The organism is Rhodococcus sp. NPDC059969 (assembly GCF_042738325.1).
GTDB lineage: Bacteria > Actinomycetota > Actinomycetes > Mycobacteriales > Mycobacteriaceae > Rhodococcus_F.
The window spans coordinates 142,347-154,866 of sequence record NZ_JBHWUF010000001.1 but is presented as its reverse complement, the minus strand read 5'-3'; the positions used below and the strand labels follow the sequence as shown (position 1 = coordinate 154,866).

Below are 12,520 nucleotides of genomic sequence, written 5' to 3'. Positions count from 1 at the left end.
GGAGATCGATGACTGACGTTCGAGCAAATGAAGCATTTCCCGTCACCCAGGCCATGAAGGATTCGGGTGGCTGGAATCCGTTGTGGGACGGCCTTTCGGAGCTGGATCCCGAGTGGACCGAGCTGTACATGACGACGGCAATGCAGCCCTGGAACAGTGGGGTGCTGTCACCTCAGGTGATCCAGTTGCTGTGCATAGCCGTCGATGCGGCGAGCACACACATGTACGCGCCCGGCGTACGACGCCATATTCGCGCCGCACTCGACATGGGAGTGACCCCGAAGGAGATTCTCGAGGTGCTGAAACTGACCACCGTGGTCGGGATTCACTCCTGCAACGTCGGCGTACCGATCCTGATGGAGGAAATCGCGAACACCCGGTGAATCGCGAACCGGTGACGGCGGTCAGTCCCGCTCGCGGTTCTCCCGTTCCTCACGCTGACGCTGGAGGAACGGGCTCGGGTTCTGTCCGCCGATCGGACCGTGCCCGAGGACTCCATGCTCGTAGGCGGACTCCGCGTGCAGGGCAACGTCGATGCCGCGGGCCTCGTCTTCACGCGAAATACGGAAGCCGAAGGTCTTGTCGATGAGCTTTCCCAGTCCGTAGGTGACTCCGAAGGCGTAGAGCGCAACAACGACAACACCGACGAACTGCTTGCCCAGCTGCGCGAATCCACCGCCGAAGAACAAACCTTCCGGACCGCCCGTCATCACGGCCGTCGCGAGGAGTCCGATCAGCAACGAGCCGACGATTCCACCGACGAGGTGCACGCCGACGACGTCGAGGGAGTCGTCGTAGCCGAGCTTGTGCTTCCATCCCACGGCGTACGAGCAGACGATGCCGGCGATCAGACCGATGACGAGCGCCCCGAACATGTTCACCGTTCCGCACGACGGGGTGATCGCGACCAGACCGGCGACGACGCCCGAAGCTGCGCCGAACGTCGTGGGGTGTCCGTCACGATTTTGCTCGACGAACAGCCAGCCGAGTAGTCCGGTGCAACCGGCGACGAGTGTGTTGAGGAAGATCTGCGAGGCCATACCGTCGGCCGCAAGGGCCGAGCCGGCGTTGAATCCGAACCAACCGAACCAGAGCAGGCCTACGCCGAGTAGGACGAACGGCAGATTGTGCGGACGCATCGACTCGGCCTTGAAACCCATCCGCTGGCCGAGGACCAGGGCCAATGCCAGACCCGACGCTCCGGACACGATCTCGACCACGAGGCCACCGGCGTAGTCGAGTGCTCCCATCTGGGCGAGCCATCCCTGCGGATTCCACACCCAGTGAGCGACGGGGACGTAGACGAGCAAGGACCAGATGGGGACGAAGATCATCCAGGCGGAGAACTTCGCTCGGTCGGCGATCGCACCACTGATCAGTGCCGCAGTAAGGATCGCGAAGGTCAATTGAAAGGTTGCGAACAACACTTCCGGGACGTTCCCGTGCACGGTCGACGGGTCGATGCCCGCCATTCCGACGTGCTCGAGTCCACCGATGATGCCGCCGTGATCGTCGCCGAACACGAGGCTGTAGCCCACGAACAACCACGCAACAGTGACGAGTGCGATCGAGACGAAGCTCATCATGATCATGTTGAGGACGCCGGTCGAGCGGACCATGCCGCCGTAGAACAGTGCCAGTCCTGGCGTCATCAGAAGTACCAGTGCAGTACTGACGAGCAACCAGGCAGTTGCTCCGGCATCGATGGTGGCGGGCACAGTCTTCTCCTCACGCACGCGGACCAGCCCGCGTGCACGGAACCCACGATGCGTGCGTGCGGTTTCCTACGCACTGCGATTGTGTTGCGAACATGTTTCGGGAGAAGTCGGCGTTGCACCCGCACCGGACCACCTGTCGTGGGTCGCCGGTAGTCTTTGCGCGTGGCCCTGTACCGGAAGTATCGACCCGCGTCCTTCGCCGAGGTGGTGGGGCAGGAGCATGTCACCGCACCGCTCAGCACGGCCCTCGACACCGGACGCATCAACCATGCCTATCTCTTTTCCGGCCCACGTGGCTGTGGAAAGACGTCGTCGGCGCGCATCCTTGCGCGTTCACTGAACTGTGAGAAGGGTCCGACCTCGACGCCGTGCGACGTGTGCGACTCGTGCGTTTCGCTGGGCCCGGGCGGCACAGGCAACCTGGACGTCACCGAACTCGACGCCGCAAGTCACGGTGGCGTCGACGACACGCGAGAACTCCGAGACAAGGCCTTCCACGCACCGGCCGCTTCTCGTTATCGCGTCTTCATCATCGACGAGGCACACATGGTGACGGCGGCGGGCTTCAACGCGCTGCTCAAGATTGTCGAAGAGCCGCCGGAACACCTCATCTTCATCTTTGCGACGACGGAACCCGAAAAGGTTCTCCCCACCATTCGCTCGCGTACACACCATTACCCGTTCCGTCTGTTGGCGCCGTCGACCATGCGCGGACTCCTGGAAAAGATCTGCGCCCAGGAGGGCGTACCGGTCGAGCCTGCGGTGTATCCACTGGTCATCAAGGCCGGCGGGGGTTCGCCTCGAGACTCGTTGAGTGTCCTCGATCAGCTGCTCGCGGGCGCCGGAGAAGAAGGTGTCACGTATCCGCGCGCGCTCTCCCTTCTCGGAGTCACCGACGTCGCGCTCATCGACGAAGCCGTCGATGCTCTCTCCGCCAGTGACGGAGCCGCCTTGTTCGGCACTGTCGATCGCGTGATGGACGCCGGTCACGACCCACGCCGCTTCGCGCTGGATCTCCTCGAACGTCTGCGTGATCTCATTTTGATGCAGGCTGTCTCCGACGCCAGCGAACGAGGGTTGGTCGACGCACCCGAGGCGGAGCTGGTCACGATGCGTGAGCAGATTCAGCGAGTCGGTCCGGCCACGCTCACCCGTTTCGCCGAGACCGTCCATGCCGGGCTCAGCGAAATGCGTGGGGCGACGGCGCCGCGGCTGCTGCTCGAAGTGATGTGCGCGCGAATGCTGCTTCCCTCTGCTTCGGATACCGAGTCAGCTGTATTGCAGCGGCTCGAGCGCCTGGAACAAGGTATTCCGGCTGCCGGAGTCGCGGCTGCCGCTGCCCCTCGCGCGGCAGCAACGCCGGCACCGACCGTGCCGCCGCTCGAACCGGAGATTGCTTCCAAGTTCCAACGGCCCTCCCAACGTAAGGCCGAGCCTGAGGCACGGCCGGAACCAGCCGCGCCTGCTCCCGCGGCGGCGCCGCCGGTTGTCGAGGCTCCTGTCGTCGAGCCTCCGGTAGCGGCAGTTCCCGTCGTCGAGCCCCCAGTCGTCGAGATCGTGGCGCCGCCCGTTGCCGAACCCACCGTTGCCGAACCCGCCGTTGCCGAACCCACCGTTGCCGAACCGCCGGTTGTCGAAGCTCCAGTGGTTGAAGCTCCCGTGGTTGAACTACCGACTCCAGCTACTGTCGAAGCGGAAGAGCCGATCGGACTTTCCGAGCCGGAACCCGACTACGAGCCCGAGCCCGAGTACGAGGAGCCGGCGGCTGCAGAAGTTGCGCCGGCTTCGGCAGGCCCCACGGTCGAGACGCTTCGTGAATCGTGGAACACCCTGCGCAACAAGGTCGGTGAACGAAACAAGGTTCTTCCGGCCATGCTGTCCGCTGCGACGGTTCACGACGTGCGTGGACATGTCGTTGTCATCGCTCACGGCTCACCGGTCCTGGGTGCTCGTGTGACGCAACCGCACAACGCGGCGGTCATTTGCGAGGTCCTTGCCGAAATGTTCGGTGGTACTTGGCAAGTCGAGTACCAGGAAGGTGCGCCGCCCGCGCCGGCGACATCGAGCACTTCAAAGGCGGCAGAGGCTCCGACTCGCCCTGCCGCTGCGCCGCGATTCTCGCGCCCCAGTCAGGAACGCGCGGCGCAGCAGCCCAAGGCTCCGCAGCCCCAGCGTGGGGATTCGGACGACATTCCGCCGCCCGAGGCTCCCGACTACCCGGAAGACCCTGGACCGGCCCCCGCTCCCGAGGTCGACTACGAGGCGACTCCTCCGCCTGCAACGCGTGAGGACGAGGACGAAATGTTCGCGGAGGCGGCCGAGCCCGCGGACCCGACGGCCAGACGCGATCCCGAGGATGTTGCCAAGGAACTACTCAAGGACGTCCTTGGAGCCCGCAGACTCGAAAGTTGAGTCGCTGACGCGTCCCTTGTGGGCGGAACAACGGCCGGAATGTCTCGAGACAGGTCGCGTGATCGAATCGTTATAAGTGACTCGTCGTTGCTCTTCGCGGGCGTCGAGGGTGCAGTCGCTCGGTCAGTCAATGCTGAAAATGCTGTGGCTGGTTTGCTGGCACATTTGTTCGCCCAGTTTCGCTGTAACGAAACCTCGATTCGTACGATGACCGCCGAAGAATATCTGAGATTTCTTGTCGATCGACCGACGTTCGATCAATATTGCTAACTCTCAGCGTGTCACGAATGTTCAGATTGAACCTTGCAGATGTTTGTTTTGTGTCGATCGACCAATTTGGGACATTCGGCGAATTGGCCACATATTCGGCATTGTGTCGATTTAACGGATGCTCAACTGCATATTTGCTGTATGTCTGGATTGGACGGCTTTGAATCCAGGATCAGATACGGATGTTCCAGCCGGAGTTTGACGTCGCGTTAGGCAAACGAGTAACTCGAAGTTACAGCTAATTGTCGATTGCGGAAAAATTGCTGAAACATGTTCGCGATCTCGAACAATCTTTGTTATTTGGTTATGCCTTGAGGTGAATCTGCGTTTTACACGCCGACGAACGCGTGGTTAGTCTTCGGTCGATTGAGTCTCCCGTGGATGCGCGTGAAAATAGGAAGTGTAAGATGACTGAAGATTCAACTAATCCTGCAATTGCGATAGTCGGGATGAGCATGTGGTCTCCCGGTGCACACGATCTGCAAGGATTTTGGGAGAACGTCCTTGCGCGCCGGATGCAATTCCGAAAGTTTCCCGAGTCGCGGATGTCTCTCGACGACTATTGGAGCGCAAATCCCGACGACGTCGACAGAACGTATGCCGACCGGGGCGCGTTCATGGACGGATTCGAATTCGACTGGGTCGGGCGCCGGATCCCGGAGCGGACCTTCAAGTCGACAGATCTCACACACTGGTTGGCGCTGGAAACAGCACTCGGAGCTTTGACGGACGCGGGCTACAGCCGAGGATCGGTACCCACTGGCCGCAGCGCCGCAATCGTCGGCAACTCCCTTACCGGTGAAGAATCCCGGATGTGGTCGATGCGTTTGCGCTGGCCTTATGTCAAGCGCGCCCTCGCTGTGGCGGCCGAAGCGCGCCAGTTGGACAGTTCCGTCGTCGATGCCCTCGCCGAGACGATGGAAGAGGTCTACAAAGGCCCGCTGGTGGAGCCGAGTGAAGACACTCTGGCCGGTATGTTGTCGAATACGATTGCCGGTCGTATCTGCAACTACCTCGACTTCAACGGCGGCGGGTACGTCGTGGACGGTGCGTGCGCGTCCGGCATGCTCGCGGTGGCGACTGCGGCGGAAAAGCTGGCGTCCGGCGCGGCCGACTTCGTCTTGGCAGGTGGAGTCGACGTCAGCTTGGATCCTTTGGAACTCGTGGGATTCGCGCGTTTGGGTGCACTGACACGCGGTGACATGAACGTGTACGACGCAAGCCGAAGCGGATTCATCCCGGGTGAAGGCTGTGGATTCGTGGCCTTGAAACGGCTCGAGGACGCCAGGGCAGACGGTGACTACGTGTACGCGACGATTCGCGGCTGGGGCATCTCCACCGATGGCAAGGGTGGAATTACCAAGCCCCGCGCCGAAACTCAGGCCGAAATGATCCGTCGCGCATACTCGGGAGCAGGATTCGCTGCCAGCGAGGTTGCCTTTGTCGAAGGACACGGAACTGGCACTCCTGTCGGGGACCCCGTCGAACTTGCCGGCGTCCAGCAGGCCGCGCAGACGGACGGGCCCGTCGAGGCTCGCAGCATCGGTATGACCTCGCTGAAGTCGCTGATCGGGCACACGAAGGCGGCGTCGGGCATCCTTGCGCTGATCAAGGCGACAATGGCCGTCAACCAACGAATCCTTCCGCCGATCGCCGGTTGCACCGACCCGAACCCGGCGTTCGGAACCGAAGCGCCAGCGCTCTTTCCGCTCGTCAACGGCGAGATCAGAGATCCGTCCGAGAAGATGCGCGCCGGTGCGCAGGCCATGGGATTCGGCGGTATCAACTGCCACGTCGCCATCGAATCGGCTGATGCACCGTCCAGCAAGCTGACACCTTCGCGCGACGTCCGCACCATGATGGCGTCGTACCAGGACACCGAGGTCTTCGTACTTTCCGCAGATTCCGCCATGGACTTGGCGACCCGAGCGCGGGATGTCGCAGATCTGGCAGTTCCGTTGAGTGTTGCCGAGCTGCTGGACTTTTCGGCGAAGCTCTCGCGGGTGATCTCGCCGACCGCGCCCTTCCGGGCCGCAGTGGTGGCAGGTCGACCCGCGCAGTTGGCCGAACGCATGCGCCAACTCGCCGTCATCTGCGAGAACTCTGCGCCCGCGGCCGGCCAGGTCAAGGTGGTCAGCAACGAGATATCGATCTCGAACAACGTTCGTCACGACATCGGGTTCCTGTTCCCGGGACAGGGATCACAACAGCTCGAGATGGCTCGCGTGCTGATCGAGCGTTTCGAGTGGGCACGTGAACTGGCGAACGAGGCCGACGGCTGGCTGGAGGATGCGGGAGCGGAAGCGATCACGCCGCGGATTCTGCGGAACCCGGTCAAGAGCGCTGACGCTGCGGAATTGGCGAAGTGGAAGAGGGACCTCGCCCAGACGCAGTTCACCCAGCCCGCCGTTGCCTTGGCGTCGCTACTGTGGTTCGAGTACCTCCACCGTTTGGGCGTCACACCCACTGCCGTTGCCGGGCACAGTCTCGGGGAGCTGACAGCCCTCTACGTGGCAGGGGCTTACGACAAGAAGACGCTGATCACCTTGGCTGCGGCGAAGGGCGCGGCGATGGCGGTCAGTGGTGGCGGAAACGGCGCAATGGCGAGCCTGACCTGCGACCGATCGACGGCTGAGGCGATCATCGCGGAAGCAAACGGATATGCGACCGTCGCGAATCTGAATACGCCGACGCAGACAGTGGTTTCGGGTACCAAGGACGCGGTCGACGATGTGGTTGCCATCGCGAAGACGCGCGGAGTGTCGGCCCAGGCGCTTGCCGTGTCGAATGCTTTCCACTCCGAGATGATGAACGAGGCCGAGCGGGAGCTGAAGTCCACTGCGCCCGTTGACGAGCAAGTCGGTCTACTGACCTGCCCCGTATATTCCTGCGTTGAAGGGGAACGCGTCCAGACGCCAGTGGCACTTCGCGAATTGGTGACCAAACAGGTTGTCTCACCGGTCGACTGGATCAAGACGGTACGTGGGATCTCGCAGGAGGTGGACCTGCTTGTCGAGGTCGGACCCGGCCGTGTGCTGACCGGGCTCACCAAGGCGATCAACGGGACCGACGGCGTGCGCTGCTTCCCCGTTGCGTCCAAGTCCGGACGTGACGAGGACTTCAACGTCGCACTGGCCGCGATGTACGTACACGGCGCTCAGGTCCGCTGGAACGAACTTTTCGACGGCCGCTTCGTTCGCGAATTCGTTCCCGCCGATCAGAAGGTGTTCATCGAGAACTTGGCCGAGGCGAAGCTGACGGTTAAATCTGCTCCCGAACCGCTCGCAGTTGGTACGTCCGGCGGGGATCCGGCTGCGGCGCTGGCCGATTACCTGAGCCGACGCGGGAACTTCCTCGTCGACGTCATTCGCGCGGATGTAGGCAGTGGAGCGACTTCTCCGTCTTCTCCATCTGCTCCGACTTCGCGGGCAGTCACCAACGGCCACGAATCTGTAGCAGCGAAAGCTCCTGCGCCGGTTTCGGCTCCGGTGGTCGAAGAGCCGGCTGTCGCGGGCGCTGGGTCCGTGGAAAGTGAGCTGATCAGGATCCTCGCCGATATGACGGGATTCCCCGCCGAGTCGATCACGACGGATCTGCGTCTGCTCGATGATCTGAATCTCGACTCGATCAGTGCGGCAGAGGCTATTTCGAAGGTTGCGCATCAGTTCGAGGTTGTCGACCTCGACCCTGCCGAGTTGGCCAATGCCACCATCGGAGAAGCTGCATCGCTGATCCTTGCGGCATCGCCGAATGCCGGCACTGCCGTTCCAGTAGCTGCCGTTCCAGTAGCGCATTCGGGGCAATCGGACGTGTCGCGAATCCTGCTCGAGGTAATCGCAGAGGACACCGGATTTCCGGTGGAGTCTCTCGATGTGGATCTCCACCTGCTCGACGACCTGAACATGGACTCGATCAAGGCTGCCGACGCAATAGCCACGGTAGCAACACGGTTGGGTGTTCAGGGTGACCTGGATCCGGCCGAACTCGTCAACGTCAGCCTGGGTGAACTGATCGAGGTGCTCGATCGGTCCGCGAAGGAGATGTCGGGTCAGCAGCAGCCGGCTGCGCGGGCGCTGCCGACGAAGTCACAGGGTATATCGGCCGACAGCTTCACCTGGGTTCGCGATTACACCCTGGAAAAGGTTCGGAGCGAGACAGCGTTGCACGAAGTCCGCGACCTCACGGCCGCGACGTTTGTCGTCATCGGTGACGACGCCGGTTTGGTCGGAAGATTGGAATCCGAACTTCGAGGCCGTGGCGCCCAGGTCGACACCCGGACATTCTCCGACGCCGACACTGCGAACGCACACCACGTGATTGCGGTAATGCCGCGCGTGACCGATGATTCCGTCACCGAAATCGGCTTGCGCCGCGGAATCGAACACATGCACAGAATAGTTCCGGCGCAGCAAAGTGGTGGCGCGCGAACCACATTGGCGGTGGTTCAGTTCACCGATGTCGAGTTGAGCAATCCAGCGCCGGTGCCGAGTGCGGCGGCTTTTGCAGCTTCGGTGCATCACGAGCGCCCCGAGCTGGATGTACGCGTCCTAGGATTCGACGGCTCGACAGCGGACGCGGAGGTGGCAACCACGGTCGTCTCCGAGTTGGATTCGGTTGCACCCTATGTGTTCGCGACTTACGACGCCGAGCTGGCGCGCACGGCACTGCAACCGCGGGTGCTCGCCTCGAACGACTACACCGTCCGGGAAAGTGGGCTGGGAAGTTCGGATGTTGTGGTCGTGACCGGAGGCGCGAAAGGCATCATGGCGCAATGCGCTCTGGCGCTGGGCCGAAAGACCGGCGCCGAACTGGTACTGATCGGAAGCTCTCAGCGGCAGGCCGGTGACGAAATCGCCTCCACTCTTGCGGACTTCACGTCTGCCGGTTTGAGTGCCCACTACTATCGCTGCAACGTCACGGATGCTGCGGCGGTGGCCGGCATCGTCACTCAGATCGAGATCGAGGTGGGGCCGATCACCGGGTTTGTCCACGGTGCGGGGGCGAACGTTCCGCGGCGGTTCGAGAGAGTCGACAGCGCTGCGGCTTTCAAGGAGGTTGCACCGAAGGTCCTGGGCGCAGCCAACTTCGTGGAAGCGCTCGCTGAACGCGAGTTGAAGCTGTTCGTGGGCTTCTCTTCCATCATCGGATTCACTGGTATGCCCGGAAACAGCTGGTATGCATACGGAAACGAGCTTCTCGACGAAATGGTGGTGCGGTATGCCGCCGGGCACCCGAAGACTCGGACGTTCTCGCTCGCGTACAGCGTGTGGGGAGAGACAGGGATGGGCGCCCGCATGGGCAGCGTCAACCACCTCGCGAAGATGGGTGTCATGCCGATTTCGACGGCTGCGGGAGTGGATCACTTCCTTCGTCTGGTCGACAGTGGACCCGAGGCGAGTCGCATCGTCGTGACCAGTCGACTCGGGGGTCTCGACACCTGGGCTCCAGCAGCGCCGGCTCTGCCGGCGGTGTCGCGCTACATCGACCAAATCGTGACGTTCGAGCCGCACGTAGAACTCGCGACCCGAACTACGTTGTCCACCTCGGCGGATTCGTTTGTCCTCGAACATGTCTGGAAGGGATCGGCGTTGCTGCCGACGGTCTTCGGGCTCGAGGCGATGTCGCAGGCGGCAGCCTATGTCACGGGACGGGTGACCCTGGGCCGCGTCCGCATCGACGACATCAAGCTGGATCGACCGATCGTCGTCGACACGGTCGAGGGCACCAGAGTCGAGATCAAGGCAAGCGTCGTGGAGCAGGATCGTGATGCTGCAGGAACGCGGGTGCATGTCACGATCGGCACCGAACGGACCGGGTACGGACGGCCCCATTTCTCGGCCGACTTCATCTTCGGGCTGGACGAAACACTGCCGGAGTTCGAGAAGGAGTTGCCGCGACCGGTGCTCGACATCGATCCGTTGGACGATCTCTACTCGTGGTTGCTGTTCCAGGAGGGCGATTTCCGCCGACTCGAAGAGATCTCGAGCCTCGATTCCGAGCACATTCTCTTCAGCGCTATTTCGCGAGCCGACCGTAAGCAGCACCTCCTCGGTGATCCCTACTTCCTCGATTCCCTGCTCCAATCGGGTCAGATCATGGTTCCGCGGGAGATCTGCCTTCCGGTCAACATTGCGCGAATCGACATGTACGACGGACGATTCGAGGCTCGTTCGTTCACCGCGTACGCCTACGACAAGGTGCAGACAGAGACCCACATGCAAGCCGACGTGGCGGTGGTGAAGGACGGACGAGTGGTGATGCAGCTCGAGGGATATCGCTCCCAGATTCTCTCCCACGACGAAAGCCGTCCTACAGCTGAGGAAATCGCGGATCCGACTGCGCGCGACGCACAGATCATTCTCGACAAGCTCGCGCAACACAGCCGGGCGTTGGGAGTGAAGAGCCCGCGGGTTGTGGTCGCGCATACCCCGGGGATTCACGAGTTGACCAAGTCGGAACGCCACGAGCAGGAGAAACCGATCGCCGAGGCGGCCGTGAACATTCATCTCGATGAGGATGTGGTGATCAAATGAGTAATGCCTTTGCCATCGAATGGCAGGAAACCGGAAAGCCCGTCGTCGTCGGTGATATTCCGCCCTCTGTGGATGTCTCGCTCTCGCACGACGGCAGCAAGTCACTCAGTTCGGCCGGCGACTGGCCTCAGGGGTGTGACATCGAACCGATTCGCTCCCGAACCGCCGTGCAGTGGAAGGCGCTTCTGGGTTCGGCGCGGATTCCGCTGCTGGACGAGTTGATCGCAGGCGGCGAATCACTCGATCGTGCGGGAACCAGGCTGTGGGCGGCGGCCGAGGCGATCCGAAAGGCCACGGGGCAGATGTCGGTTTCTCTGGCGATGGGCGCCAGGGAGGACGACGCAGTGACCTTCCGCGGCGGCGCAGAGGGAAGCGTGGTGGTTCTGACTTTTCCAGCTCTGTTGACGGACAACGAGGAGCGGATTCTCGCGTTTGTGACTCATGAGGAGGATGCGGAGGAACCGGCGCAGGACCCGGCACCGCAGTTCGACTCCGGACCGTTGTCGGCGAAGTCTCTCGCGCAGTTCGATCCGATGGCCTACGGCTCCGACGTGCATGTGGTGGCCCGGAGCGGCTATCCGGCGGTGTCGATCCGGTTCCCCGTCGGGTTCCGGGACGCGTGCAACGTCGGTGGATCAGTGGGGTTCGCGAGCTTCGCGCTGTGGTTGGGCGCTTTGCGAGAGAGGGGAACCGGACCGATCTCGAAGCAGATCGTGGAGGACATGGCGACGGGTCGTTGGGGCATGGTGACCAACAACTCCGAGGTGTTCATCGATGCGAACCTGTACACCGACGACATTGTCGAGGGGACGATCTGGATCACCGAGCTCACCGGTCCGGATCGGGCAACCACCAATCTGCATGTCGAATGGTCCCGGGTCGACGGCGAGACGCGCACTCACATCGGGTGGAGTGCGATGCAGACGACGTGGGTGGAAATCCTCTCCCACGGTGTGGTGGCGGCACGGCCGATGCCGCAGTACTTCCACGATTTCATCGAGCCGATGACGATTCCGACGGGGACGAAGAACATCGCTGTTCCCACCGAACCGAAGAACGTCGATCGTGGTTCCGTGATCCGCTCGGCTCCGATGGTGCCGCGCAATCCGTACCTGCTCGAATCCGAGGTGTTCTCGACGACGTTGCAGGACGGAAACGTCGTGGGCAACATCTACTTCGGCAACTATTACATCTGGCAGTCGAGGGTTCGGGACAAGTTCCTGGTCCGTTCTCAGCGTGAGGCCATGGCGGCCAGAGGCGCTCTCGGGGAACTTCGTTGTGTGCACACCAGGGTTGAGCATCTGCGCGAGGTCATGCCGTTCGACGACGTCCTGGTCACGATGTCCCTGTCTGCCCTCTACGAGAGGGGGATCGACCTCGAGTTCGAGTACTTCAAGGTCAATGAGGACGGATCACGGGAGAAGCTCGCGATCGCTCGGCACAGAACTGTCTGGACGATGCCGGGCGCTCCGGGAGAACTGGAAATCTCTCCGCCGTCGAAACTTCCACAGTCGCTGATCGATTCGGTGCTGGAGGCGATCGACGGAAAGTAGGCGGGGGATTTTCCGAGATCGAAGTGGAGAGACG

Annotated in this window: 5 protein-coding genes; 4 read left to right on the top strand and 1 reads right to left on the bottom strand. The window is 62.2% G+C overall.

Annotation, left to right across the window (positions count from 1 at the left end; translation table 11 throughout):
- The first annotated feature begins 8 nt into the window (after nucleotides 1–8).
- Entirely contained in the window at nucleotides 9–383 is a 375-nt protein-coding gene (locus tag ACFWAD_RS00710; RefSeq protein WP_378540561.1) for a carboxymuconolactone decarboxylase family protein, read from the top strand.
- A gap of 21 nt (nucleotides 384–404) precedes the next feature.
- On the opposite strand, the gene ACFWAD_RS00705 is transcribed toward ACFWAD_RS00710, so the two are convergent.
- Nucleotides 405–1,718: an ammonium transporter gene (locus ACFWAD_RS00705; protein WP_060939276.1), complete on the bottom strand. Its 1,314-nt coding sequence runs from the start codon at nucleotides 1,716–1,718 to the stop codon at nucleotides 405–407.
- A 162-nt stretch (nucleotides 1,719–1,880) separates the two neighbouring features.
- On the opposite strand from ACFWAD_RS00705, the gene ACFWAD_RS00700 reads away from it, so the two are divergent.
- The 3 genes from ACFWAD_RS00700 (at nucleotide 1,881) to ACFWAD_RS00690 (ending at nucleotide 12,486) form a co-directional block, all read left to right on the top strand.
- Nucleotides 1,881–4,130 (top strand): DNA polymerase III subunit gamma and tau, encoded by a 2,250-nt coding sequence (locus tag ACFWAD_RS00700; RefSeq protein WP_378540559.1) that lies wholly within the window; start codon nucleotides 1,881–1,883, stop codon nucleotides 4,128–4,130.
- 677 nt (nucleotides 4,131–4,807) lie between these two features.
- On the top strand, nucleotides 4,808–10,933 hold the full coding sequence (locus ACFWAD_RS00695) for an SDR family NAD(P)-dependent oxidoreductase (protein WP_378540557.1): 6,126 nt from the start codon (nucleotides 4,808–4,810) through the stop codon (nucleotides 10,931–10,933).
- Nucleotides 10,930–12,486 carry a hypothetical protein gene (locus tag ACFWAD_RS00690; RefSeq protein ID WP_221742590.1) on the top strand — a complete coding sequence of 519 codons (1,557 nt, stop codon included), beginning with the start codon at nucleotides 10,930–10,932 and terminating at the stop codon, nucleotides 12,484–12,486. Before ACFWAD_RS00695 ends, ACFWAD_RS00690 begins: the two co-directional genes overlap by 4 nt.
- Nucleotides 12,487–12,520: the final 34 nt, after the last annotated feature.